Origin of the sequence: Pseudooceanicola aestuarii (assembly GCF_010614805.1) — a bacterium.
Lineage (GTDB): Bacteria > Pseudomonadota > Alphaproteobacteria > Rhodobacterales > Rhodobacteraceae > Pseudooceanicola > Pseudooceanicola aestuarii.
This window is the reverse complement of record NZ_JAAFZC010000001.1, coordinates 701215-726428: the sequence shown is the minus strand read 5'-3', so window position 1 is coordinate 726428 and position 25214 is coordinate 701215. Positions and strand designations below refer to the sequence as shown.

The following is a 25214-nucleotide window of genomic DNA, read 5'->3' as shown; positions in this document are numbered from 1 at the left end:
CTGCCTTGTGTGAAGGTCAGAGGAGTCGCCAGATGCCAGAACTTGCCACGGTCATGGCCTTGCCCGCACAGGTCAGGCCACCCCTGAACGTCCTGATCGTGGAAAGCGAGCCGGATCTCGGCACCTTGTGGCAGCATTACCTGTCCCGCAGCGGCTGCAAGACTTCCCTCGTTCACGAGGAGGACGCCGCCATTGCCTGTCTGCAAAGCATGACCTTCCAGGTGATCGTGATGAATCTGGTGCTGGAAACCGGCGCGGCGCTGGCCATCGCCGATTTCGCCAGCTACCGCCAGCCCGGCGCGCGGATCATCTTCGTCACTGACACCAGCTTTTTCTCCGACGGGTCGATATTCTCCTTCGCGCCCAATGCCTGCGCCCTGATGCGCAGCGACATGGCCCCCGACGATCTGGTCGCCGTGGTCGAATACCACGGCAGCGCCGCCCGCCCTGGCTAGGCTCCGTCGGAGGCGGCAGACAAGGCGCCGGGGCGATCCCGGCGAGAGGCCGGCGCTGGCGGCGCGGGCAGGGCCGCGAACACAGCACCGGCAGTGTCGCTGTCAGGGCATCTGCGCCGCCGTCGCGGAATCCGCCGCACGCCGGGTGCCACGGCCATGGGGGGCGTCGAAATCCGGCCGGGGGTTGATCGGGATGATCCGGTGGGGGTTCACGCTGTCGTGGCTGTAGTAATAATGGCGCACGATGTGATCGAACCGCACCGTCCCCGCCACGCCCGGCCATTGGTACAGCTCCCGCAGGTAACCCCATATCGCGGGGTATTCGGTCAGGAAGGCGCGGTTGCACTTGAAATGGGTGTGGTAGACCAGATCGAACCGGATCAGCGTGGTGAACAGACGCCAATCCGCTTCGGTCACGCGGTCGCCCATCAGATAGCGGTCGCGGCCTAGCCGGGCTTCCAGCCAGTCGAGCGTGTCGAACAACGGGATCACGGCGGCATCATAGGCCTCCTGCGTGGTCGCGAACCCGGCCTTGTAGACCCCGTTGTTCAGAGTGTCGTAGATCCGGTCGTTCACCGGTGCGATGTCCGCGTGCAGTGCTTCGGGCCAATAATCGTCGGCGTTGCCGGTGATCCCGTCGAAAGCGGAGTTGAACATGCGGATGATCTCCGCGCTTTCGTTCGACACGATGGTGCGCCGCTCCTTGTCCCACAGCACCGGCACCGTGACGCGGGCGGTGACCTGGGGGTCGGCCTCGGTGTAGACCTCGTGCAGGTAGCGTTTGTCCATCAGCGGATCGCCGGTGGCGCCGGGGAAATCGTCGCGCAGCTCCCAGCCCTGGTCCATCATGTCGGGATGCACGGCGGAGACACCGATGTGGTCCTCCAACCCCTTCAGCGCGCGAAAGATCAGTGCGCGGTGCGCCCAGGGGCAGGCGTAGCAGACATAGAGGTGATAGCGCCCTGAGGCCGCCGGGAACCCACCTTCGCCCGAGGGGCCGGGTGCGCCGTCCGGGGTGATCCAGTTGCGAAACGTCGTGGTGGCGCGCTTGAACTTGCCATCCCCGCCCGAGGCGATCAGCGCCTCGGTCTGCCATGTGCCGTCTTTCAGCATTCCCATTCGCCGATCCTCCGTTCATCCTGCCGTGCCGGAGGATCTAGCCCGGCCCGTCTCGCCGACAAAGCTGCGCCGCCGCGCAGGACCCCTGCGTGACCGCACAGGCCCCCGAGCGGCCGCACCGGCCGGCCGTCTGCGGGCAGGTCGCGACCGGCCCGCGAACCGCCGCAGAACCCGATTGCGCCGTTCTCCCCGATTGCCTACACAGGTCCGAAGACGAGCCCCCTGCGGGGCCGGAAAGAAGTGTGCGGCCAGGTCGACCCAAACAGGGGGCCGGGGCGCCGTCGTCGGAGATCTGTCGATCGGCCGCCCCTTTGGGGTGGTCTCTTTCCGCCGCCCGCACGGCCCGCGCCCGACGCGTTCAGGAAAGGACAGGACAGATGCCCCGCTTTGCCCCCGCCATACCCACGACCTTTGCCGCGATGATCCCGGCTGTGCTGACCCCCGGCGCCGCGCTGGCCCACCCCGGCCACCTGGCCGAAGTGGCGGGCCACGGGCATTGGTTGGGGGCTGCGGCATTGGGCGCGGCGATTGCCATCGGGCTTTGGGCGTCGTTGCGTCCGCGCGCCAAACAGCGGCCCGAGGACGAGGCGGCGGACAGTGAAGAGGAGCTTCCCGAAGAGGAGCTTCAGGACGCCTGAGGATGGCCCATGACCATGTGCCCGCCCGCGCCGCCTCCGCCGCTGTGCCGGGGTCCGCTGCCGGGCCCGACAAGATCGGTGTGATGATCTGCGGCCATGGCTCCCGCTCGCAGGCGGCGGTGGATGAATTCGCCGTTCTGGCGGAAAAGCTGCCGGCCCTGCTGCCCGAGGATTGGGCGGTGGATTACGGTTATCTGGAATTTGCCAACCCGGTGATCCGCGACGGGCTGGATCGGCTGCGAGACCAGGGGTGCGACCGGATCCTGGCGGTGCCGGGGATGCTGTTCGCGGCGATGCACTCAAAGAACGACATTCCCACTGTGCTGAACACCTATGCCGCGAAACACGACATCGCGGTCAGTTACGGCCGCGAACTGGGCGTGGACCCGCGCATGATCGCCGCTGCGGCGGACCGGGTGCAGGCCGCCGTCGACCAGGCCAATGCCGACCAGGGGGAGGTGCCGTTGCATGACACCTGCCTGGTGGTGATCGGGCGCGGCGCCTCTGACCCCGACGCCAATGCCAACGTGGCCAAGATCGCGCGGATGCTGTGGGAGGGCATGGGCTTTGGCTGGTGCGAGACGGGGTATTCCGGCGTCACCTTTCCGCTGGTCGAACCCTGCCTGACCCATGTCGCGCGGCTTGGGTACAAGCGGGTCATCGTCTTTCCCTATTTCCTGTTCACCGGCATCCTGATCGATCGCATCTACGGCTTTACCGACCAGGTCGCCGCCGCCCATCCCGATATCCATTTCGTCAAGGCGGGGTATCTGAACGACCACCCCAAGGTGCTGGAGACCTTTGCCGAACGGGTACGCGAACTGGCCTCCGGGGCGGCGATCCCCAATTGCGGCATCTGCGCCTATCGCGAACAGGTGTTGGCGCTGGAGGACGGGGTCCATCGCCACATCACCCCGGATCAGCGCCGCCACCCGGCCTTTGCCGAGATGCCGCCACCGACCTGCGTGCTGTGCAAGTACCGCACCCAGGTCACGGGCTTCGAGGCGGAGGTGGGCGCCATCCAGGAAAGCCACCACCACCATGTCGAGGGGCAGGGCGCGGCCGCCCCAGGCTCCAACGTGGCGGATTGCCGGCTTTGCACCGATTTCTGCACCGGGGAATGCCGGCTTGACATCGTTCACCACCACCATGGGCACGATCACGATCACGAACACGAACACGGCCACGATCATCACCACCATCATGCCGAATACCCCCATGCCGCCCATCCGCTGGGCCCGGAAAGCGCCCGCAGATCCGGGCGCTGATCCGGTGCTCTTTCGCCCGACACCCCGCCGGAGGCGGCGCCTGCCCCTCCCTCCCAGACGAAGGTCCGCCCTTGCGCCCGTATGAGAAGAACCCCGCTGCGATCTATGAACAAAGCTTCGCCACCGTCCGGCGAGAAGCCCGGCTGGAACGGTTCGCGCCGGGGATGCAACGCCTGGCGATCCGCCTGATCCACGCCTGTGGCATGGTGGAGGTCGCCGACCGGCTGGCGTATTCCCCTCTTGCCTGGGACGCCGGTCGGACGGCGATGCTGGCCGGGGCGCCGGTGCTCTGCGATTGCGAGATGGTCGCGGCGGGTATCATCCGCCGGGCCCTGCCGGCGCGGAACGAGGTGATCGTGACGCTGAACGATCCCGCCGTGCCGGCCCTGGCCACGGGGATCGCCAACACCCGGTCCGCCGCGGCTGTGGAACTGTGGGGCGACCGGTTGGCCGGTGCCGTGGTGGCGATCGGCAATGCGCCCACCGCGCTGTTCCACCTGCTGGAGCTGATCGACCAGGGTGCACCGCGCCCGGCGGTGATCCTGGGGTTTCCCGTCGGCTTCGTCGGCGCCGCCGAAAGCAAGGCAGAGCTGGCAGCCCATCCGCGCGGCTGCGATTTCATCGCCCTGCGCGGTCGGCGCGGCGGCTCGGCCATCGCGTCGGCGGCGGTAAACGCGCTGGCTGCCGGGCTGCCCGGGGAGGCGATCGGATGATCTGCCGCGCAGGCTGTGACATGGGCCGCTGGCGGGCGGAACCGGCGAGAGATGAAGGGAGCGGCGCGCGATGATGGATCGCTGGTTGCATATCGTGGGCATAGGAGAGGACGGCCTCGACGGCCTGACCCCGGCCACCCGTGCCGTGGTCGAGGCTGCCGAGATCATCGTCGGCGGGGAGCGTCATCACGGGTTGTCCGACGCGGTGCGTGCCGAACGGCTGGCCTGGCCGCATCCGTTCGACGCGCTGGTGGAGACGCTGCTGGCCATGAAGAGCAGGCGCGTCGTGGTGCTGGCCACCGGGGATCCTCTTTGGTTCTCGGTCGGGGCGCGCATCGGACGGGCGATCCCGGCGGACCAGATCACCTATCACCCGCAGCTGTCGGCCTTTCAGCTGGCGGCGGCGCGCATGGGCTGGTCGATGGCGGATCTGGAAACGCTGACCGTGCATGGCCGGCCGGTGGAGCAGATGATCGCCTTTATCCAGCCCGATGCGCGGCTGCTGATCCTGACCACCGGGGCGGAAACGCCGGGCCGGATCGCGCGCTTTCTGTCTGCGCGGGGCTTTGGTCGCAGCCGGATGACGGTGCTGGCCAACATGGGCGGCGCCGAGGAAGCCCGATTCGACGGGCTGGCCGAAAGCTGGGACCACGACGTGCCGCCGTTCAACACCCTGGCGGTAGATTGCGTGGCCGCTCCCGATGCGGCGCTGTTGCCCCGCGTGCCGGGCCTGGCCGACGACCTGTTCCGTCATGATGGCACGATGACCAAGCGCGAGGTTCGCGCCGCGACATTGGCCCGGCTGATGCCGATGCGTGGGGCGCTTTTGTGGGATATCGGTACCGGTTGCGGGTCGGTCGCCGTGGAATGGATGCGCGCCGCCCGCTACGCCCGCGCCATCGGGATCGAGCCGCGCGCCGACCGGCGCCAGATGGCGGCGGAGAACGCGCTTGCCCTGGGCACCCCCCGGCTGGAACTGATCGAGGGAGAGGCCCCCGCCGCGCTGGTCGGGCTGGAGCGGCCCGACGCGATATTCATCGGCGGCGGGCTGAGCGTGGCCGCGCATGATGCCGCCTGGGAGGCGCTGAAGCCGCTGGGCCGGCTGGTGGTCAATGCCGTCACCCTGGAAAGCGAGGCCTTGCTGGCCGATCTGCATGCCCGCCACGGTGGTGAACTGGTCCGGCTGAGCATCCAGCGCGCCGAACCCGTGGGGCCGCGCCGGGGCTGGCGCGCCGCCATGCCGGTCACGCAATGGAGCCGGGTGAAACGATGACTGCTGCACCCGTTCCTGGAACTCTTTTTGGTGTCGGTCTGGGTCCGGGCGACCCGGAGTTGATCACCCTGCGTGCCGCCCGTCTGATCGCTGCGGCGCCGGTGGTGGCCTATCCGGCGCTGGCGGGCGCGCCCAGTTTCGCCCGCGCCATCGCCGCCGATCTGATCCCGGCAGGCGCGCGGGAAATCGCCATGGACGTACCGATGACCCCCGACCGCGCCCCGGCGCAGGCGGCCTATGACACCGGCGCCGCGCGGATCGCGCAGGCGCTGGAGGCGGGGCAGGACGTCGTCTGCCTGTGCGAGGGCGATCCGTTCTTCTACGGGTCGTTCATGTATCTCTTTGCCCGGCTGTCGTCCCGGTTCCGGGTCGAGGTCGTGCCCGGCGTGACCTCGGTCACCGCCTGTGCGGCGCGGGCCGGTCTGCCCCTGGCGGCGCGGAACGCGCGGCTTGCGATCCTGCCCGGCCCCCTGCCTGAAACGGAGCTGCGGGCCCGGATCGCCGAGGCGGACAGCCTGGCGATCATGAAGGTCGGCCGCCACCTGCCCAAGATCCGTGATGTTCTGGAGGCGCTGGGCCTGACCGGGCGCGCGGTCTATGTCGAACGCGCGACCACGGCGCAGGAGGTGATCCTGCCACTGGCAGAGGCGCCGGAGGCAGCGCCATATTTTTCGATGATTCTGGTGACAAAGGGGGATGACCCATGGCTGTAGGCGACAGGTCGGATGTGGTGGTCATGGCGGTCTCCGGCGCCGGGGCCTTGGTGGCGCGCGCGGTGGCCGATGCGCTGGGCGTGCCGCTGCATGGCCGCGCAGGGCGGGTTGCGGGTGCCGATGTCGCCTTTGACGACGCGTTGGTCCATGCGCGCGATGCCTTCGCCGCCGGGCGGGCGGTGGTTGGGATCTGTGCCAGCGGCATCCTGATCCGCGCTGTCGCGCCTTTGCTGGCGGACAAGCGGGGCGAACCGCCGGTCGTGTCGGTCAGCGACGATGGCGCGGTGGTGGTGCCGCTGCTGGGTGGGCATCGCGGTGCCAATGCCCTGGCGCGCCGCATCGCCGCCGGGCTGGATGGGGTCGCCGCCGTGACCACGGCGGGCGATGTGGCCCTGGGTGTCGCGCTGGATGAACCGCCCGCCGGCTGGCGGCTGGGCACGCCCGACCTGGCCAAGGGCGCGATGGCGGCATTGCTGTCGGGCGCCCGCGCCCGGATCGCCGGGGCTGAGGCCGCCCGCGCCACCTGGTTGAATCAGCTGCCGACCGGGAACACCGCCGAACAGGTCGAAATCGCCGCCACCTGCGCGCCCGGCGCCGACGGAGTGCTGACCTTTCACCCGGTGCGCTATTCCCTGGGCGTGGGCTGTTCGCGCAATTGCCCGCCGCAGGAGCTGGCGGCGCTGGTAGGGGACATGCTGCGCGATGCCGATGTCGCGCCGGGGGCCATTGCCGCCGTGCATTCCATCGACGTGAAGGGCGATGAACCGGCGGTGATCGCGCTGGCCCGTGCGCTGGACCTGCCGCTGCGGCTGTTCACCGCCGCCGAGCTGGAAGCAGAGGCCCCGCGCCTGGCGACCCCCTCCGATGTCGTCTTTGCCGAGGTCGGCTGCCACGGTGTGGCCGAGGGCGCGGCGCTGGCGGGTGCGGGTGCTTCCGGCACGCTGGACTGGCCCAAGCGCAAGACCGCCAACGCCACCTGCGCGCTGGTCCAGGTGCCGCAGGTGATCACCGCCCCGCGCGGACGGGCGCGCGGGCGGTTGTCGATCGTGGGCATCGGGCCGGGGCAATCGGCCTGGCGCACCCCCGAGGCCTCGCGCCTGCTGGCGGAGGCGGAGGAACTGGTGGGCTATGGTCTCTACATTGATCTGCTGGGGCCGCTGGCCCATGGCAAGACGCGCAGTGATTTCCCGCTGGGCGGGGAGGAAGACCGCTGTCGCCACGCGCTGGAGCGCGCGGGGGGGGGGCGCGACGTCGCGCTGGTCTGTTCGGGCGATGCGGGGATCTATGCCATGGGGGCGCTGGTCTTTGAACTGCTGGATCGCGGCGCGGCGTCGGGGGGTGTCAGCGATGCCGCGCGGCGGGTGGAGGTCGTTTGCGCCCCGGGTGTCAGTGCCCTGCAAGGGGCGGCGGCACGGGCGGGCGCGCCGCTGGGCCACGATTTCTGCGCCATCTCCCTGTCCGACCTGCTGACCCCGCGCGACGATATCCTGCGCCGGCTGCGCGCGGCGGCGGAGGGGGATTTCGTCATCGCCTTCTACAACCCCGTCAGCCGCACCCGCCGTACCCTTCTGGCCGAGGCGCGCGACATCCTGCTGCGCCATCGGCCTGCCGATACGCCGGTGATGCTGGCCTCCAACCTGGGTCGGGCGGAGGAGAAGCTGCGCTATCGCCGGCTGGACGCGCTGGAGGTGGACGAGGTCGACATGCTGACCGTGGTGCTTGTGGGGTCGTCGAACTCCCGGCTGGCGCAGCGGGGCGACGGGCCGCGCATGTTCACCCCGCGCGGCTATGCCCGGCGGATCGACGGTGATCTGCGGGCGGTGGGGAACCGGCATCTCGGGGTGGAGGCATCGGCGGAACCTGTTCGCGAAAAGACGAAGGAAGCAGGGGCATGAAGGTCTATTTCATCGGCGCGGGGCCGGGCGACCCCGAATTGCTGACCCTGAAGGCGCAGCGCCTGATCGGGGCGTGTCCCGTCTGCCTCTATGCCGGCAGCCTGGTCCCGGCCGAGGTCGTGGCCGGTGCACCCACGGGCGCGCGGGTTCTGGACACCGCGCCGCTGACGCTGGACGACACCCATGCGGAGATCCTGGCCGCCCGCGACCGCGGGGAGGACGTCGCCCGTGTGCATTCGGGCGATCCGTCTCTCTATGGGGCCATCGCGGAACAGGTGCGCCGCCTGCGCGCCGATGGCATCCCCTACGAGATCATCCCCGGCGTCCCGGCCTATGCCGCCGCCGCCGCCGCCCTGGGACAGGAGCTGACGGTGCCGGAAGTGGCGCAAAGCATCGTGCTGACCCGCGTCAGCATGAAAAGCACCGCCATGCCGGAGCGCGAGACGCTGGAGAATTTCGCCCGCACCGGTGCCACGCTGGCCATCCATCTGGGCGTGCGCAACCTGCGCGAGATCGAGCGGCAGCTGGCCCCGCATTACGGCCCCGATTGCCCGGTGGTGGTCGCCTATCGCGTCGGCTGGCCGGACCAGATGTTCATCCGGGGAACGCTTGCCGATATCCAGGCCAAGGTCCGGGCAGAGAAGATCACCCGCACCGCGCTGATCCTGGTCGGGCCGGTGCTGGGAGAAATCCGGGATTTTCGCGATTCGGCGCTTTATGATGCGGCGATCCCACATGTGCTGCGTCCGCGTGTCACCGTCCCCCGCTGAGCGCGTGCGCGGGGCGGCGGGCCTTGCAGGACAGGGCCGCATGCCGAGACCGGTGAAACTTTAATGAAACTACCGGGAAATTCGCCGGTCCCCAGCTTGACCTGACGGGCCGGACGGCCAATTCTGCAAGGACCGCGCTCCGCGTCGGGGCCGTGACCACGGGGGCTGCCATGACCACCTATCTTTCCGAGGAACTGCGCGCCGGGCTCGAAGCCGCGCGCAAGAAGGCGTTGAAGAAATCGTCCCGCCTGCGCGTCCACGTGGGAGAGGAACGGTTTCGCGTGCTGCGGATGGAGGAAAACGGCTTCACCGTCGACCTGGAGGACGCGCCACGCCTGCGCGGTTTGGTGGACCTTTATGACGGCGGCAAATGGCTGTGCCAGTGCCTGATCGTCGCGTCCGAGGAAGACGGCAGCGAAATGCGCTACGAGTTCAAGCGCAACACCGCCGCCACCGACCGCGCGCCGCTGGATTTCTTCCGGGACGAAAACGCGCCGATCGCATTGCTGGGCTCCTCCTGATCCGGACCTTGGGTCGGACCCTGGCCCAGACCTTCACACTCGGCAGGGGCCGCCATGGCGGCCTGGCGACGTATCACCATTTGACACTGCAAGCCCGCCCATGCATCGTGCGGAGGTAGGACGCGCCCGTGGGGCCGCTGGCCGGTTTCGAAGGCCCCGGCCCGGCAGGGCAGGGCCATCCGACCGACCGCCCCCGAGGCGCTGTCAGGACGATGGGAGGAGACCCGAATGACCTTTATCAAGACCAGCCTGCGCGGCCTTGCGGCCGGCGCGCTCGTGGCCGGGTTCGGCACCGCCGCCCTGGCGCAGGATGTCACCCTGAAGATGCACCAGTTCCTGCCCGCGCAGGCCACCGTGCCGAAGATGATCCTGGACGTCTGGGCCGACAAGGTGGAAGCCGACAGCGATGGCCGGATCAAGGTGGATCGCTACCCCTCCATGCAACTGGGCGGCAGCCCGCCGCAGCTGATCGACCAGGCGATCGACGGCATTGCCGACGTGGTCTGGACCCTGCCGGGCTACACCCCCGGGCGCTTCTCCTCGACCGAGGTGTTCGAACTGCCGTTCATGATGACCGATGCGGAGGCAACCAGCCGCGCCTATTGGGAATATGCCGAGAAACACATGATGGACACCGAGTTCGCCGAGCTGAAGATGCTGGGCCTCTGGGTGCATGGGCCGGGGGTGATCCATTCCTCTGACCCGGTGGCGGAACCGGCGGACCTGAACGGCGTGAAGCTGCGCGCGCCGACGCGGATGACCAACCAGCTGTTCACCCAGCTGGGCGCCACCACCGTGGGGATGCCCGTTCCCGCCGTGCCGGAGGCGCTGTCGAAAGGTGTGATCGACGGCACCGTCATCCCGTGGGAGGTCACTTCTTCCCTCAAGGTCGGGGAGCTGGTGGGCAACCACACGGAGTTCGGCGGAGAAAGCCTGTATACCGCGACTTTCGTCTTTGCGATGAACAAGGCCAAGTATGACAGCCTGCCCGATGACCTGAAAAAGGTGATCGACGACAATTCCGGTGCCGATCTGTCGGCCTTTGCCGGAAAGACGATGCAGGATGCCGATGCCCCGGCCCGCCAGGTGGCCGCCGACCTTGGCAACAACATCATCACCCTGACGCCGGAGCAGGTGCAGGTGTGGCGGGATGCCTCCGCCGGGATCGAAGAAGGCTGGATCGAGGAAATGACCGCCAAGGGCATGGATGGTGCCGGGCTGGTCGAAGATGCGAAATCCCTGATCGAGACCCACACCAAGTAACCGGGCCGGGCGCGGGCGTTCGGATCCCGCGCCCGCGCCGTCCCGCCAGTCCCTTCGCCGAAAGCCGTGCAGGTCGCATGCTCCCTGACGGGTCGGCGAGGCCCGGCGATCCCTGATTTGCCCGCACCGGAACCCGACCGCATGTTGCACAACCTGTTTCGCACCATCGCGAGCGCCATGGCTGTTCTGGGCGGCATCGTCCTGACCGCGCTGATCCTGCTGACCTGCCTGTCGGTCCTGGGCCGGGGCGGCAACACCTTCGCCCATTGGGAGACGCTGGAGCAGGGCTTGCCCGCCCTGTCGAACTGGCTGATCGCCAGCGGCATCGGCCCGGTCAAGGGCGATTTCGAACTGCTGGAGGCCGGGGTGGCCTTTGCCATCTTTGCCTTCCTGCCCTGGTGCCAGGTGACCGGGGCCCATGCCTCGGTCGATATCTTCACCTCCCGCCTGCCGAAGCCTGCGAACCGTGCGCTGACCCTGCTGTGGGACACCATCTTTGCCCTTGCGCTGGTTGTCATCGCCTGGCGGCTCTATGACGGGATGGCGGGCAAGATGCGCTATGGCGAGACGACGTTCATCCTGCAATTTCCGGTCTGGTGGGCCTATGCCGCCAGCTTTGCCGCCGCGTCGGTCGCGGCCGTGGTCGGGGTGCATGTCGCCCTGGTTCGGCTACGCGAATTGACCACGGGCCTTGACATCATCCGCGCCGGGGAGGCGGAGCTGTGACCAATTTCGAGATCGGGCTGGCCTCCTTTCCCGTCCTGCTGATGTTGATTTTCCTTCGGATGCCGATCGGGCTGGCGATGTTCTCCGTGGGGTTCGGCGGGCTGTTCCTGGTGACCGACGGCACGCTGGTGCCGCTGGCGAAGTTGAAGTCGGAAACCTATGTCACCTTCTCGTCCTATTCGCTGTCCATCGTGCCGATGTTCCTGCTGATGGGCCAGTTCGCGACGTTGGGCGGGCTTAGTCAATCTCTGTTTCGCGCAGCGGAAAGCTGGCTGGGCCACAAACGCGGCGGCGTGGCGATGGCTGCGGTGGGGGCCTGTGCCGGGTTCGGCGCGATCTGCGGGTCGTCGCTGGCCACGGCGGCAACCATGGGCCAGGTCGCCCTGCCGGAGCTGAAACGCTACGGCTATTCGGGCGGCTTCTCCACCGCGACGCTGGCCGCGGGGGGCACGCTGGGCATCCTGATCCCGCCTTCGGTCATACTGGTGATCTATGCGATCCTGACCGAACAGAACATTGCCAAGCTGTTTCTGGCCGCTTTCATTCCCGGGATATTGGCCGCCATCGGCTACATGATCACCATTTCCATCTACGTGCGGCTGCATCCCGATGCGGCGGGCACCCGGCCGCCGGTGCCGATGGCCGAGCGCATCCGTGCGTTGGTCGATGTCTGGCCCGTCCTGATGGTCTTCCTGGCCGTGGTGGGCGGGATCTACCTGGGCTGGTTCACCCCGACCGAGGGTGCGGCGGTGGGTGCCTTTGGCACCGGGTTGATCGCATTTCTGAACGGTGGGCTGCGGGGGCGGGCCTGGGCGGACAGTTTCCGGGCCACGGCGAAATCCACCGCCATGATCTTCTTCATCGTGCTGGGGGCGGCATTCTACAATGGGTTCCTGGCGCTGACCCAGGTGCCGCAGGAATTGTCACTCTGGGTGGTTGAACAGGGGCTGAACCCCTGGCTGGTGCTCTCGGGGGTCTTGCTGCTCTATCTTGTGTTCGGATGCCTGATGGACAGCCTGTCGATGATCCTGCTGACCATCCCGATCTTCTTTCCCATCGTCTCCGCGTTGGATTTCGGTATGGGAGCGGAGGAATTCGCCATCTGGTTCGGGATCATCGTGCTGATCGTGGTGGAGGTCGGGCTGATCACGCCGCCGGTGGGGATGAACCTGTTCATCATCAACTCCATGGACCGGGAGACGCCGATCGGGCGGACCTATGGCGCGGTGATGTATTTCATCGCCTCCGACATCGCGCGGGTCATCCTGCTGGTGGCGTTTCCGGGGATCACCTTGGTGTTGTTGCGGCTGTTTTACTAGCGCGACACGCAAACGGCCGCCCCCGGAGGGACGGCCGCCCGAATTCAGATGGAGCAGGTCAGTCCAGCAGGCGCCGGGCGATGACCTTGGCCTGAATTTCGGCCGCGCCTTCAAAGATGTTGAGGATCCGCGCATCGCACAGGAGGCGCGACACCGCGTATTCCAGCGCAAAGCCGTTGCCGCCGTGGATCTGCAATGCGTTGTCCGCGCAGGCCCAGGCGACGCGTGCGCCCAGCAGCTTGGCCATTCCGGCTTCCAGGTCGCAGCGGCGGTCATTGTCCTTTTCGAAGGCCGAGAAATAGGTGAGCTGCCGCGCCACCATGATCTCTGCCGCCATCATCGCCAGCTTGCCCGACACACGGGGGAAGGCGATCAGCGCATCGCCAAAGGCCTTGCGGTCCAGCGCATATTGCAGGCCCACATCCAGCGCCGATTGCGCCACGCCGATGGCGCGCGCTGCTGTCTGGATACGCGCGGATTCGAAGGTCTGCATCAGCTGCTTGAAGCCTTTGCCTTCCTCTCCGCCCAGCAGGTTCTCCCCCTTCACATGGAAATTGTCGAAGCCCAGTTCGTATTCCTTCATCCCGCGATAACCCAGAACCTCGATCTCTCCGCCGGTCATGCCGGGGGTGGGAAAGGGGTCGGTATCGGTGCCGGGGGTCTTTTCTGCCAGGAACATCGACAGGCCGCGGTGATCGGTGCTGTCAGGATCGGTCCGGGCCAGCACGGTCATCACATGGGTGCGCGCGGCATGGGTGATCCAGGTCTTGTTGCCGGTGATCTTGTAATCGTCGCCGTCCTTCACCGCGCGTGTCCGCAGGGAGGCAAGGTCAGAGCCGGTGTTGGGTTCGGTGAAAACGGCGGTGGGCAGGATCTCTCCGCTGGCGATGCGGGGCAGCCAGTGGGATTTCTGGTCGTCGGTGCCGCCGCACAGGATCAGCTCGGCCGCGATTTCCGACCGGGTGGCGAGGGAGCCGACGCCGATATACCCGCGCGACAATTCCTCGGACACCACCACCATCGAGGCCTTGGACAGGCCAAATCCGCCAAGGTTTTCCGGGATGGTCAGGCCGAAGACGCCCATTTCGGCCAGCTCTCCGATGATCTCCATCGGGATCAGCTCGTCCTTCAGGTGCCAATCGTGGGCATGGGGTTCGACCTTGTCCACGGCATAGCGCCGGAACTGGTCGCGGATCATCTCCAGCTCTTCATCCAGGCCGGAGGCGCCGAACATGGTGGTGCCCTGCTGTTCGACCATCAGTTCGGCCAGCCGGCTGCGCGCCGCCTGCGAATTGCCGTGCCGGCACAGGGTCTCCACCGCGTCGGTCGTCAGGGGGGATTCGTCCTGCGCATCGAGACCCAGATCATGCAGGCGCACGATCTCGTTCTGGGACATCTGAATGCCACCGCGCATCTGCCAGAGGTATTCGCCAAAGGCGATCTGGTGCAACAGCTGCTCTGTCTCGCCGAAGCTGCCGTCGGCGGACAGGCGTTCGGCCCATTTCTGCATCTGGCGCAGGGATTCGACATAGGTCGCCAACCAGGCCAGCCCGTGGGTCGCCGTTTGCTGCGCATCGACCAGCGCGTTGGACACCCGGCCGTCGCGTTCGACCATGGCGCGCACGCGGGCGCGGGCGGTGGTCAGGATGGTCTCCGCCGGGGCGATTGCCGCTGCGGTCAGCGCCAGAAGGTCGGGAAGGATCGCGCCCCTGGCGCCCTTCGGGTCCGTTCCGTCATGTGCCATGAAAATCCCCTTTTGCATCTCTTGGACGATTTGGGCCGGGTCTATCCACTTCGCAGGTGCAGCGCAACAATTTTGCTACATGCTGCGTTGTGGCGATGTAAAGTTGCGCGAAGGATTTGGCGCTGGCGCATCCTTGGCGGAGTGGTAAAGCATCGCCATGGACAGTATTCTTCCCGGCCTCAGCCCCGCCGCCTTTGCCCTGTGTCTCCTGATCGGCCTGGTCGCCGGCGTGATCAAGGGGATGGTCGGCTTTGCCATGCCGATGATCATGATTTCCGGCCTTGGCTCCATCGTCGGGCCGGAATGGGCGCTGGCCGGGCTGGTGATCCCGACCCTGCTGACCAATGGCTGGCAGGCCCTGCGGCAAGGGATGGGGGAGGCCTGGTCCTCGGTCAAGCGGTTCCGGGTGTTCCTGTTGGTCGGGCTGGTGGCGCTGTTGATCTCCGCCCAGTTGGTGCGGGTGCTGTCGGCCGAGGCGATCCTGCTCATGATCGGCCTGCCCATCGTGATCTTCGCCATTACCCAATTGATCGGCCTTCCGCTGAAGCTGTCGGGTGCGCCATCGCTGAAGGTGGAGGTCGGCGTTGCCTCCTTCGCCGGGTTCATCGGCGGGTTCTCCGGAGTCTGGGGGCCGCCGACCGTCGCCTACCTGACCGCACTGGACACGCCCAAGGCCGACCAGGTGCGGGTGCAGGGGGTGATCTACGGGCTGGGTGCGGTGGCGTTGTTCTTTGCGCATGTAGGATCGGGGGTCATCCGGTGGGAGACGCTGCCGTTCTCCCTGTCGCTGGTGCCCGTGGCGCTGATCGGCATGACCATCGGCTTTGCCGTTCAGGACCGGATCGACCAGGCGGCGTTTCGCAGGGCGACGCTGGCGGTCTTGCTGATCGCTGGCGGGAACCTGGTGCGCCGGGGGCTTGGGCTGTGAGGGCGGGACCGCCCTGAGCGGGCGGTGCCTCCGGCGGCGGTATTTGACGCCCGAAGGGGCGCGGCGTCGGATCAGGACAGCAGCTGTTGGCCAAAGCAGAGGTCGATGGCGGCGGGGGCCTGCCGCGGTGGCACGACCTCGAAGCTTTGGCGCAGATAGGTCGTGGTGCCATCCGTGATCTCGAACACCCAGGCGCCGGGGCGCAATTCACGGTCGAATTCGAACTCGAACAGCCGCACCCCGTAATCCGTGCCGATTTCGGCGTTCCAGACCTCACGCGTAACCGCGCGGGGGCCGACGGGCGGATGGGTCAGCACCACGCTGTAGGGGCCGGGCGGAGCGCCGGGTGCCAGGCGGATGCGGATGCCGAAGGACAGGCCGATATGTGCGGGCACGCGGTGGTCGTGCAGGGCGACGCGGTGGTCGCCGTCGATCAGGTTGATCACGCCGCTTTCGGTGCCGGGCGCCGGGGCGGTCCCGGCGGAGGGGATCGGACAGAAGATCCCGGCCTCCGACAATTCCAGGCGAGGGGCGATGAAATCGGCGGATTGCGCCAGGGCGGCTGGGCAGAGCAGACATGCAAACGCCCCGCCGAGACCGGCGAGGCGCAATAGATCGGTACCGAAGGCGCGCCGGAGCATCAGCCGATTGCCGCGGCTTTCACGTCTTCGTCGATATAAGGCAGATACTGGGCGAAATTCTCCGAGAACATTGCGACCAGTTTCGCCGCCTGCGCATCGTAGGCGTCGGCGTCTTCCCAGGTGCGGCGCGGGTCCAGAAGGACTTCGGCCACGCCAGCGACCGACACGGGCACGTCAAAGCCGAAGTTGGGATCCTTGCGGAACTCAGCCTCGTTCAGGGATCCGTCAAGCGCGGCGGTCAGCAGCGCGCGGGTGGCACGGATCGGCATCCGGGAGCCGGTACCATAGGCGCCGCCGGTCCAGCCGGTATTGACCAGCCAGCAGGTCGCGCCGTGCTTGGCGATCTTTTCGCGCAGCAGGTTGCCGTAGACCTCGGGCCGGCGCGGCATGAAAGGTGCGCCGAAACAGGTGGAGAAGGTCGGTTCCGGTTCCGTCACACCGCGTTCGGTGCCCGCGACCTTGGAGGTGAAGCCCGACAGGAAGTGGTACATCGCCTGCGCCGGGGTCAGCCGGCTGATCGGCGGCAGCACGCCGAAGGCGTCGCAGGTCAGCATGATGATGTTCTTGGGATGCCCGCCAAGCGCCGTTTCCGACGCGTTGGAGATGTAGTTCAGCGGGTAGGCGCAGCGCATGTTCGCCGTGAGGCTGTCATCCTCGAAGTCGAGTTCCTTGGTCTCCTCGTCGTAGACCATGTTCTCGATCACCGTGCCGAATTTCGACGTGGTGGCGTAGATTTCCGGCTCCGCCTCGGCCGAAAGGGAGATCGTCTTGGCGTAGCACCCGCCCTCGAAGTTGAAGGTGCCGCGATCGGACCAGCCGTGTTCGTCATCGCCGATCAGCACGCGCTGCGGATCCGCGGACAGGGTGGTCTTGCCGGTACCCGACAAGCCGAAGAACACGGCGCTGTCCACCGGGTTGCCCTGTGCGTGGTTGGCCGAACAATGCATCGGCATCACTCCCTTTTCGGGGAGCAGGTAGTTCAGCAGGGTGAACACGGATTTCTTGTTCTCGCCCGCGTATTCGGTGCCGCCGATCAGGATGATCTTCTTGTCGAAGTTCAAGGCGATGACGGTGTCGGACCGACAATCGTGACGTGCCGGATCGGCCTTGAATCCAGGGCAGTTGATGATGGTGAAATCGGCGACGAAATCGTTCAGCGCCTCGCGCACCGGGCGGCGCAGCAGGTGGCGGATGAACAACGAGTGCCAGGCCAGTTCCGTGACCATGCGGACATTGATCGCATAGGCCGGATCGGCGCCGCCGACCAGATCCTGCACGTAATAGTCCCGCCCCTTCATGTGGGCCAGCATGTCCTGGTGCAGCCTGTCGAACCCTTCGGGCGACATGGCGGCGTTGTTGTCCCACCAGATCGTGTCCGCGACCGTGTCGCTGGCCATGACGTGCTTGTCCTTGGGGGAGCGGCCGGTAAACTTGCCCGTGCTGACCAGCAGGGCGCCGCCATTGCCCAACGTGCCCTCGCCATTCCGCAACGAAGCTTCGACCAGGGCCGGCTCCATCAGGTTGTAATAGACATGGCCCAGCCCTTCGATGCCTTGATCCTCAAGCCGGAAATGCGGGTTCACCCGTCCGAATGCCATTGTGCCATCTCCTGTAGCCGCGACCGCGCGGCGGTCCTCCGTAGGGGCGTGGGAAAACGCCCGATCGGCCCTGTAGCAAGGCCGATAGCGCGGCTCTTAACACGTTGGTTCGGCACATGAACAGGCCGGTCTTGGACGTTAGCGCAACCAAATTCGGAATGCCGCAAGGGGCAGGAAACCTCTGCCGCCGAACGGAAATTCGCAGCGGAATTCAGGCTTTGCTAAGACATTTTGGCCACATTTGGCTCCGGCTCGGTCGCGCGAATCGCAGAAGGCCATTGCTAGGCAAGGGGAAAAAGGCGAATACTCATGAAAAAAATAATCGGGCAAGTGCAGTATAGGGAAACCCAAGATGTCCAAGATCGCCCTCGTGGACGATGACAGGAACATTCTGACATCCGTCGCCATCACGCTGGAGGCCGAAGGCTTCGACGTGGAAACCTACAGCGACGGTCAGGCCGCCCTGGACGCGTTCAACAAGAAGCTCCCGGACATGGCTGTCCTGGATATCAAGATGCCGCGTATGGACGGGATGGACCTGTTGCAGCGCCTGCGGCAGAAAACCCAGATGCCGGTCATCTTCCTGACCTCCAAGGATGACGAGATCGACGAGGTTCTGGGCCTGCGCATGGGCGCCGACGACTACGTGAAAAAACCATTTTCGCAGCGTCTGTTGGTGGAACGTATCCGCGCGCTGCTGCGGCGCCAGGACGCGATCGACGGTGACATCGTCGGCGATACCGAAGAGACCAAGGTGATGGAACGCGGACAGCTGCGGATGGATCCGCTGCGCCATTCGGTGACCTGGAAGGGCAACGACGTCTCCCTGACCGTGACCGAATTCCTGCTGCTTCAGGCGCTGGCGCAGCGCCCCGGTTTCGTCAAGAGCCGCGACCAGCTGATGGACGTCGCCTATGACGATCAGGTCTACGTGGATGACCGCACCATCGACAGCCATATCAAGCGGCTTCGCAAGAAGATGCGAACCGCCGATACGGAGTTCTCCGCGATTGAGACACTCTATGGCATCGGGTACAGATACAACGAAGAGTGATGGCACTCGCAGAGAGGATCCGCTTGCGCGACGACGCCCCTGAAAAGAGCGGTGATGTCGTTCTGGGTGACGACTTCGTCGCGCCCAGTGGCGTTGTCGAGGAAGAGCTGCGCGTTCGGCGGGAACGGCGCGGCTTCTTCTCGTTGAAGGCCTCGCCGCTGACGCGCAAGATCATCATCTTCAACCTGATCGCCCTGAACGTGCTGGCGGCCGGGATCCTTTATCTGAACTCCTCCAGGGAATCGCTGGTGGCGGAGCGTGAACGCGCCCTGCGCAGCGAGGCGCAGCTGATTTCCGACGTGTTCGAGGCCCAGTTGCCGGAGGCCGCGCCGCGCCTGACCTCCGCCAATGCGCCGGGGGTGAACCAGACTCTTTCGGCGCTGGATCTGCGACCGGGCTTGCGGCTGTTCATCTTCGATGGCGACGGCGTGCTGGTCGGCCAATCGCAAAGCGACAGCATTCCCGACCTGCCCGAGGACGCGACCCATATCAGCGACTTTCTCAACCTGCTGTGGACCGGGATCACCCAGGTGTTTTCCTCTGGCCGGGTCGATCCGGTGTTGACCACCCCCGAGGCGCAGGCCCGCGACATGGCCGGACCGGCGATGCGGAACGGCACCCGCACCACCACGGCGCGCGGCGCCGATGGCAGTTTCTTTACCGCCGCGGCACCGATCGCGCGCAACGGACAGGTGATCGGTGCCGTGGCGCTGGCCTCCTTTGCGGGGGAGATCGACGCCACCGTCCGGGCGGAGCGGGAACGGGTGCTGCAAATGTTCGTCATCGCGACCCTGGTCTCCATCGGGTTGAGCCTTGTGCTCGCCTCCACCATCGCCAACCCCTTGTCGGATCTTGCCGCCGCCGCCGAGCTGGGGGGCAGCCGGGACAATCACCGCGTCTCCCCCTCGCGCATCCGGATCCCGGATTTGACCGCGCGCCCGGACGAGATCGGGCGCCTGTCGGGGGCGCTGCGCGGGATGGTGGCTGCGCTATACGAACGTATTGATGCGAATGAACAATTCGCCGCCGACGTCGCGCATGAGATCAAGAACCCGCTGGCCTCCCTACGCTCGGCTGTGGGCACTTTGCGGCTGGCAAAGCGGGACGACCAGCGCGCGCAGCTGCTGGATGTCATCGAACATGACGTGCGGCGGCTGGACCGGTTGGTGAGCGATATTTCCAATGCCTCCCGTCTCGACAGCGAACTGGTGAAGGAAGAGGAAGAGCAGTTCGACCTGCTCAAGATGCTTGACGGGATCTGCCGCTACCTGGGCGATCAGGCGGGCGGCAAGGGCGTGGATTTCATTACCGATCTGCCCAGCGGCCCCATCGTCCTGCGCGGGCTGGAGGCCCGGCTGGCGCAGGTCTTCGTCAACCTGATCACCAACGCGACATCGTTCTGCGAGGATGGCGACGCGATCCGCGTCTGGGCGCGCCGGCGGGAGAACCGCGTTCTGATCGTGGTAGAAGACACCGGGCCGGGCATACCCGACCAATCACTGCAAAAGATCTTCAAACGGTTCTATTCCCACCGTCCGGCAACGGACTTCGGGAACAATTCCGGCCTGGGCCTGGCGATTTCCAAGCAGATCGTGGAGGCGCATGGCGGCGTGATCTGGGCGGAGAACATCCGCCCCACCGATGCCGACATCACCTCCGAACCGCTGGGCGCACGGTTTGTTGTCGGCCTGCCGATCTGATCCCATGGGGGCGCATCCTGTCCCGCCCGGCCCTGCCAGACCCGCGCTATGCCTGCACGGCAGCTGCGTCGCGGCCGACGGGCGCGGGCTGCTGATCCGGGGCGCCTCGGGGCGCGGAAAATCCGCGCTGGCGCTGGAGTTGATCGGATTGGGCGCCGATCTTGTCGCCGACGACCGCACTGACCTGACCTGCGATGGCGCCCGGATCATCGCCAGCGCTCCCGCCGCCCTGCGTGGCCTGGTAGAGGCCCGCGGCCTGGGCCTGCTGCGTGCCGATCACCGGCCCGCCGCCCCGCTGGTCGCCATCCTGGACCTGGACGCGGAAGAACCGGAACGCCTGCCGCCGCATCGCACCACCGACCTGCTGGGCGTTACCCTGCCGCTGATCCGGGGATATCACAATGGCGGGATGCGCATTCCAGCGCCGGCCATTCTGCAATATCTGCGTAAGGGGCGCGCGGCATGACACCCAGGCCGCGCCAGAGGACAGGATCGTGAACGCGGAAGCAGAAACAGGCGCCCTGACGCCGCCACGCGGTGGAACCTCGCTGGTGATGGTCACCGGCCCGGCCGGGGCTGGCCGTACCACGGCCATCCGCGCGCTGGAGGATATCGGGTTCGAGGCGATCGACAACCTGCCCTTGCGCCTGCTGCCCGCCCTGCTGGCCAATGCCCCGGCGCGGCGTCCGATCGCCCTGGGCGTTGATCCGCGCAACCGTGACTTTTCGGCCCAGGGATTGGCCGACGCGATGGAGGAATTGTCCCGCCACGCCGAATTGCAGCCGCAGATCCTGTACCTGGATTGCCGCGCCGACGTGTTGTTGCGCCGGTTCTCGGAAACGCGGCGGCGCCACCCCATGGCGCCCGCTGAAACGCCATCCGACGGGATCGCGCGGGAATTCGACCTGCTGGAGCCGATCCGCTCCAGCGCCGACATCCTGATCGACACGTCGGAGCTGACCCCTCATGATCTGCGCGCGGAGGTCGAGCGCCTGTTCGCCGGCCGCGACGGCGCGCCGCTGGCGCTGTCGGTGCACAGCTTCAGCTACAAGCGCGGAATGCCGCGCGGTCTGGACATGGTGTTTGACGTCCGGTTCCTGCGCAACCCATACTGGGTGCCGGAACTGCGCGGGCTGAACGGCACGTCGCAGGCGGTGCAGGCCCATGTGGCGGGCGATCCGCGCTACGATGATTTCCTGAGCCGGGTCACCGATCTGACGGTCAGCCTGCTGCCCGCCTACCGTGCGGAGGGAAAGGCCCATCTGGGCATCGGCTTTGGCTGCACCGGGGGTCAGCATCGTTCCGTCACTTTGGCGGAAACCCTAGGCGCTGCCCTTGCACAGGCGGGCTGGCAGGTGTCTATAAGACACCGAGAACTGGAACGGCGCAGGTCCGGGGGCGCGGCATGAGCAGCGCCCTCCAACCCACAGGAGCCCCGATCTTGATTGGCATCGTGATTGTCGCGCATGGCGGGCTGGCCCGAGAATACAAATCCGCCGTCGAACACGTCGTGGGGGAGCAGAGCAACATCGTCGCCATCGCGATCGAGGTGAACTGCGACCGTGGCGACAAGCAGCGGGAGATCTGCGATGCCGCCGATCAGGTCGATCAGGGCGGCGGTGTCGTGGTGGTGACTGACATGTTCGGCGGTTCTCCGTCGAACCTGTCGCTGCTGGCCTGCCGGCCCGAGGATCGGCGAATCCTCTACGGCGCGAATCTGCCGGCGCTGATCAAGCTGGCCAAATCACGCCACCTGACGCTGCCCGATGCCGTGCGTGCCGCGACGGAAGCCGGACGCAAGTATATCGACAGCCGCAACCTCAGCGGTCTTTGACCCGACGTTAGATTACCCGGAGGCCTGAACATGAACGGATCGGTCACGCGACGCCTGACCATCGTCAACGAAAAGGGCCTGCACGCCCGTGCCTCTGCCAAGTTGGTGGAGGTGGTCGAAGGCTTTGATGCGCGCGCGGAAGTCCGCCGCGAGGGGATGTCGGCGGGCGGTGACAGCATCATGGGCCTTTTGATGTTGGCAGCCGCCAAGGGAAGCACTATTGAAATCGAAACCTCCGGCCCCGATGCCGCGGCTTTGGCAGATGCGCTGGACGCCCTGGTCTCTGACCGCTTCGGGGAGGACATGTGACACGCCAGGGATGGGCGCGCTGCGCCTTCTCCCCGTGAAAGGGCAAGGTACAAGTCTTTGGTAGATCAGACGCACAATCAGGCTGATCGGAAGACGGTGACGTTCACCAAGTACGATCGCCGGTCCCTGACCTATTCCACCACCTTCGAGGATCCGCTGCGGCGGGAAATCGTGCGGACGATGGAATGGTTGACGGGGAAGATCACGATCCTTCGCCTGATCCGCAAGTTCGAGAAACAAGGCGCGCCGCAGGGGCAGGCCTTCTGGCGGGCCTCGCTGGACGTGATGGGCATTCCGCTGCTCACGCCCGAGGAACAGCTGGCGCGCATCCCGACCGACGGGCCGGTGGTGGTGGTGGCCAATCATCCCCATGGCATGGTCGATGGCATGATCCTGGCCGATCTGATCGGGCGCGTCCGGTCGGATTACAAGATCCTGACCCGCGCCCTGCTGACCGGCATCGACGAAATCGCCTCCAGCTACATGATCCCGGTGCCGTTCCCTCATGACGCGGATGCGCAGCGCAAGAGCGTTGAGATGCGGGCCAAGGCAATGGCTCACCTGAAAGAGGGCGGGCTCGTCGCGCTGTTCCCTTCGGGGGTGGTGGCGGCGTCGGAAACCATGTTCGGCCCGGTGATCGAAGCGGATTGGAACGTGTTCACCGCGCAGATGATCCGCCGCTCCGGCGCGCGGGTGGTGCCGGTGTTCTTTCCCGGCAACAATTCGCGCTGGTACCAGATCGCCAACCAGCTATCGCCGATCCTGCGTCAGGGCCTGCTGCTGCACGAGATCGTGCACAGCCTGAACAAACCCCAGACCCCTGTCGTGGGGCAGCCCCTGCGCGAGGCGGAGATGGCCCAGCTGAAGACCGATCCGCGCGGTTTCATGGCCTGGCTGCGCGAACATACGCTGGGCCTGAAGGACTGATCTTCGGGAATTGACGACGCGCGCGCCGATGCGGGCGGGTGCGGCGCGGCCGCTCCGGTCAGCTGCGCAGCATTCGGAACGCGGCCGAGGCCAGCCAGCCCGCCGCAATCGCGATGGCCAATGACAGCAGCCCGTACAGAAACGGCTGTTGCTGCGACAGGTTGAACAGCCAGCGTTCCAGCCCGACCTTGTTGACGTTGATCGCCGTCTCGTAGGTGTTCACCACCCGCCGATCGCGGGTCAGGTGGACGCGGGCGCTGTAGGTGCCTTCGGTCAGGTTGGCGGGCAGGGTGATGGCGGTGCGGAACAGGGTCTGCCGGTCGACCTGCACCTGGCTTTCCAGCATCTGGTAGCTCGCGGATTTGGACCGGATGCGGATCAGCGCCTCCAGGAACTGATCCTCGTCGGTCACTGTCTCGGCCGAGGTGATGGAGCGGACGGCCTTGGGGATGGTGATCCGGTGGCGCAGGTTTTCCGTGGCCGACAGGATGTCCTCAACCGGGGCGGAGGTCGCGATGGCGTAAAAGCTGGGGGCCTGGTAGATCGTCACGTTGTCCGCGTTTACCCAGATCCCGGCGCGCCGCTCCTTGCGGTGGACGCGCAGCGCGCGATGCGGCCCCTCCAGCGTGATGATGACGCCCAGCGGCTCGTCCAGGATCGGGCTTTCGCGGCGCACTGCCCCAAAGATCAGGATTTCCGAACCGTCGAAATTCGCCGTGATCGCGACGCGGTTCTGGCTGAGGCCCAGCACGGCCTCCTCCTCCGCCGCGGCCCAGAGAGGGCGGCACAGGGTGAATACCAGAAGAAGGAGAATGCGCAGCGCCATCTCAGACCCCGACCGGCCCGATGGAATAGATTTCGCCCGGCGGCAGCAGCAGGTCCAGCGCCAGCTTGCCACAGACGGCCAGTACCAGCGCGGCCAACAGGATGCGCAGCTGTTCGGCCTTCATCCGGGCGCCGATCTGGGTGCCGAATTGCGCGCCCACGACACCGCCGATCAACAGCACGACCGCCAGCGCCATGTCCACGGTCTGGTTGGTCGTGGCGTGCAGCAGGGTGGTGAAGGCGGTGACAAAGATGATCTGGAACAACGACGTGCCCACCACCACCTTGGTGGGCATCCCCAGCACGTAGATCATCGCGGGCACCATGATGAACCCGCCGCCCACGCCCATGATCGCCGACAGGATGCCGACGAAGAAGCCGACCAGCACCGGCGGAATGACCGAGATATAAAGCCCGGAGACCCGGAACCGCATTTTCAGCGGCAAGGCATGGACCCAGTAGCGTTGCCGCCGTTTGGGTTTCGTGCCCGTGCCGGGACGGTAGGGGGTGCGGGCGCGTCGCAGGGCCCGCAGGCTTTCCACGAACATCAGCGCACCGACAATGCCCAGGAACACGACGTAGCAAAGGTTCACCAGCAGATCGACCTGGCCGAGTTGACGCAGGTAGTTGAACACCACCACGCCAATTCCCGCACCGGCCAGACCGCCGGTCAGCAGCACGGTGCCCATCTTCAGATCCACCGTGCGCCGCTTGAGATGCGCCAATACCCCCGAGATGGAAGACGCCACGATCTGGTTCGCGCTGGTGGCCACGGCCACGGCGGGCGGGATGCCGACAAAGAACAGCAGTGGCGTGATCAGGAACCCGCCTCCGACGCCGAACATGCCGGACAGCACTCCGACCAGCCCGCCGATCCCCAGCAGCAGGAAGAAGTTGACCGAGACCTCGGCTATCGGGAGGTAGATCTGCATGACGCTCAGTAGCCCGAAATGCCGCGCCGCCGCAACTGGACGCTTTGGG

Annotated in this window: 26 protein-coding genes; 20 read left to right on the top strand and 6 right to left on the bottom strand. The window is 66.5% G+C overall.

Annotation, left to right across the window (positions count from 1 at the left end; translation table 11 throughout):
- Positions 1–32: 32 nt before the first annotated feature.
- Positions 33–455 (top strand): response regulator, encoded by a 423-nt coding sequence (locus G5A46_RS03365; RefSeq protein ID WP_239520599.1) that lies wholly within the window; start codon positions 33–35, stop codon positions 453–455.
- A 102-nt stretch (positions 456–557) separates the two neighbouring features.
- Here G5A46_RS03365 and G5A46_RS03360 read toward each other — a convergent pair whose 3' ends face one another.
- Positions 558–1574, bottom strand: a complete 1017-nt coding sequence (locus G5A46_RS03360; protein ID WP_163847316.1) for a glutathione S-transferase family protein — start codon at positions 1572–1574, stop codon at positions 558–560.
- 377 nt (positions 1575–1951) lie between these two features.
- Between G5A46_RS03360 and G5A46_RS03355 the strand changes: the two genes are divergently transcribed.
- The 11 genes from G5A46_RS03355 (at position 1952) to G5A46_RS03305 (ending at position 12673) form a co-directional block, all read left to right on the top strand.
- Positions 1952–2212 carry a DUF6732 family protein gene (locus G5A46_RS03355; protein ID WP_239520597.1) on the top strand — a complete coding sequence of 87 codons (261 nt, stop codon included), beginning with the start codon at positions 1952–1954 and terminating at the stop codon, positions 2210–2212.
- A gap of 83 nt (positions 2213–2295) precedes the next feature.
- On the top strand, positions 2296–3480 hold the full coding sequence (locus G5A46_RS03350) for a sirohydrochlorin chelatase (RefSeq protein WP_239520836.1): 1185 nt from the start codon (positions 2296–2298) through the stop codon (positions 3478–3480).
- A 71-nt stretch (positions 3481–3551) separates the two neighbouring features.
- On the top strand, positions 3552–4193 hold the full coding sequence (locus G5A46_RS03345) for a precorrin-8X methylmutase (protein ID WP_163847311.1): 642 nt from the start codon (positions 3552–3554) through the stop codon (positions 4191–4193).
- Between the two features lie 70 nt (positions 4194–4263).
- A complete protein-coding gene (gene cbiE, locus G5A46_RS03340; RefSeq protein ID WP_163847310.1) occupies positions 4264–5466 on the top strand; it encodes a precorrin-6y C5,15-methyltransferase (decarboxylating) subunit CbiE in 1203 nt (400 codons plus the stop codon).
- A complete protein-coding gene (gene cobI / locus G5A46_RS03335; RefSeq protein ID WP_239520595.1) occupies positions 5463–6179 on the top strand; it encodes a precorrin-2 C(20)-methyltransferase in 717 nt (238 codons plus the stop codon). Before cbiE ends, cobI begins: the two co-directional genes overlap by 4 nt.
- Positions 6170–8074 carry a precorrin-3B C(17)-methyltransferase gene (cobJ, locus tag G5A46_RS03330; RefSeq protein ID WP_239520593.1) on the top strand — a complete coding sequence of 635 codons (1905 nt, stop codon included), beginning with the start codon at positions 6170–6172 and terminating at the stop codon, positions 8072–8074. Before cobI ends, cobJ begins: the two co-directional genes overlap by 10 nt.
- Positions 8071–8844 carry a precorrin-4 C(11)-methyltransferase gene (gene cobM, locus G5A46_RS03325; RefSeq protein ID WP_163847305.1) on the top strand — a complete coding sequence of 258 codons (774 nt, stop codon included), beginning with the start codon at positions 8071–8073 and terminating at the stop codon, positions 8842–8844. Before cobJ ends, cobM begins: the two co-directional genes overlap by 4 nt.
- A gap of 170 nt (positions 8845–9014) precedes the next feature.
- The gene (locus G5A46_RS03320; protein WP_163847303.1) at positions 9015–9365 is read left to right on the top strand and encodes a hypothetical protein; all 351 of its coding nucleotides are present in this window, start codon (positions 9015–9017) and stop codon (positions 9363–9365) included.
- A gap of 228 nt (positions 9366–9593) precedes the next feature.
- Complete coding sequence (locus G5A46_RS03315; RefSeq protein ID WP_163847301.1) at positions 9594–10628, top strand: TRAP transporter substrate-binding protein; 1035 nt, start codon at positions 9594–9596, stop codon at positions 10626–10628.
- Positions 10629–10769: 141 nt separating this feature from the next.
- Complete coding sequence (locus tag G5A46_RS03310) at positions 10770–11354, top strand: TRAP transporter small permease (protein WP_163847299.1); 585 nt, start codon at positions 10770–10772, stop codon at positions 11352–11354.
- The gene (locus G5A46_RS03305; RefSeq protein ID WP_163847297.1) at positions 11351–12673 is read left to right on the top strand and encodes a TRAP transporter large permease; all 1323 of its coding nucleotides are present in this window, start codon (positions 11351–11353) and stop codon (positions 12671–12673) included. The genes G5A46_RS03310 and G5A46_RS03305 overlap by 4 nt, the downstream gene beginning before the upstream one ends.
- A 58-nt stretch (positions 12674–12731) precedes the next feature.
- On the opposite strand, the gene G5A46_RS03300 is transcribed toward G5A46_RS03305, so the two are convergent.
- Complete coding sequence (locus G5A46_RS03300; protein WP_163847296.1) at positions 12732–14417, bottom strand: acyl-CoA dehydrogenase family protein; 1686 nt, start codon at positions 14415–14417, stop codon at positions 12732–12734.
- A gap of 157 nt (positions 14418–14574) precedes the next feature.
- On the opposite strand from G5A46_RS03300, the gene G5A46_RS03295 reads away from it, so the two are divergent.
- The gene (locus G5A46_RS03295; protein WP_163847294.1) at positions 14575–15345 is read left to right on the top strand and encodes a sulfite exporter TauE/SafE family protein; all 771 of its coding nucleotides are present in this window, start codon (positions 14575–14577) and stop codon (positions 15343–15345) included.
- Positions 15346–15416: 71 nt separating this feature from the next.
- Here the strand turns inward: G5A46_RS03295 and G5A46_RS03290 are convergent, their stop codons facing one another.
- Both G5A46_RS03290 and G5A46_RS03285 read right to left on the bottom strand, forming a co-directional pair.
- Entirely contained in the window at positions 15417–15986 is a 570-nt protein-coding gene (locus tag G5A46_RS03290; protein ID WP_163847292.1) for a DUF3859 domain-containing protein, read from the bottom strand.
- Positions 15986–17584: a phosphoenolpyruvate carboxykinase gene (locus tag G5A46_RS03285; protein WP_163847290.1), complete on the bottom strand. Its 1599-nt coding sequence runs from the start codon at positions 17582–17584 to the stop codon at positions 15986–15988. Before G5A46_RS03285 ends, G5A46_RS03290 begins: the two co-directional genes overlap by 1 nt.
- Before the next feature lie 352 nt (positions 17585–17936).
- On the opposite strand from G5A46_RS03285, the gene G5A46_RS03280 reads away from it, so the two are divergent.
- From G5A46_RS03280 to G5A46_RS03250, 7 genes are all read left to right on the top strand, one after another.
- A complete protein-coding gene (locus tag G5A46_RS03280; RefSeq protein ID WP_163847288.1) occupies positions 17937–18638 on the top strand; it encodes a response regulator transcription factor in 702 nt (233 codons plus the stop codon).
- Positions 18638–20338: a sensor histidine kinase gene (locus G5A46_RS03275; RefSeq protein WP_163847287.1), complete on the top strand. Its 1701-nt coding sequence runs from the start codon at positions 18638–18640 to the stop codon at positions 20336–20338. Before G5A46_RS03280 ends, G5A46_RS03275 begins: the two co-directional genes overlap by 1 nt.
- Before the next feature lie 4 nt (positions 20339–20342).
- Complete coding sequence (locus G5A46_RS03270) at positions 20343–20804, top strand: HPr kinase/phosphorylase (protein WP_163847285.1); 462 nt, start codon at positions 20343–20345, stop codon at positions 20802–20804.
- Between the two features lie 88 nt (positions 20805–20892).
- Positions 20893–21747 carry an RNase adapter RapZ gene (gene rapZ, locus G5A46_RS03265; RefSeq protein ID WP_163849858.1) on the top strand — a complete coding sequence of 285 codons (855 nt, stop codon included), beginning with the start codon at positions 20893–20895 and terminating at the stop codon, positions 21745–21747.
- Positions 21748–21779: 32 nt separating this feature from the next.
- Positions 21780–22172 (top strand): PTS sugar transporter subunit IIA, encoded by a 393-nt coding sequence (locus G5A46_RS03260; RefSeq protein WP_163847283.1) that lies wholly within the window; start codon positions 21780–21782, stop codon positions 22170–22172.
- Positions 22173–22202: 30 nt separating this feature from the next.
- Complete coding sequence (locus G5A46_RS03255; protein ID WP_163847281.1) at positions 22203–22481, top strand: HPr family phosphocarrier protein; 279 nt, start codon at positions 22203–22205, stop codon at positions 22479–22481.
- Positions 22482–22577: 96 nt separating this feature from the next.
- Positions 22578–23408 carry a 1-acyl-sn-glycerol-3-phosphate acyltransferase gene (locus tag G5A46_RS03250; protein WP_204318682.1) on the top strand — a complete coding sequence of 277 codons (831 nt, stop codon included), beginning with the start codon at positions 22578–22580 and terminating at the stop codon, positions 23406–23408.
- 58 nt (positions 23409–23466) lie between these two features.
- Here G5A46_RS03250 and G5A46_RS03245 read toward each other — a convergent pair whose 3' ends face one another.
- Entirely contained in the window at positions 23467–24234 is a 768-nt protein-coding gene (locus G5A46_RS03245) for a TIGR02186 family protein (protein ID WP_163847277.1), read from the bottom strand.
- 1 nt (position 24235) lies between these two features.
- Positions 24236–25165, bottom strand: a complete 930-nt coding sequence (locus G5A46_RS03240) for a sulfite exporter TauE/SafE family protein (RefSeq protein ID WP_163847275.1) — start codon at positions 25163–25165, stop codon at positions 24236–24238.
- Between the last annotated feature and the right edge of the window lie 49 nt (positions 25166–25214).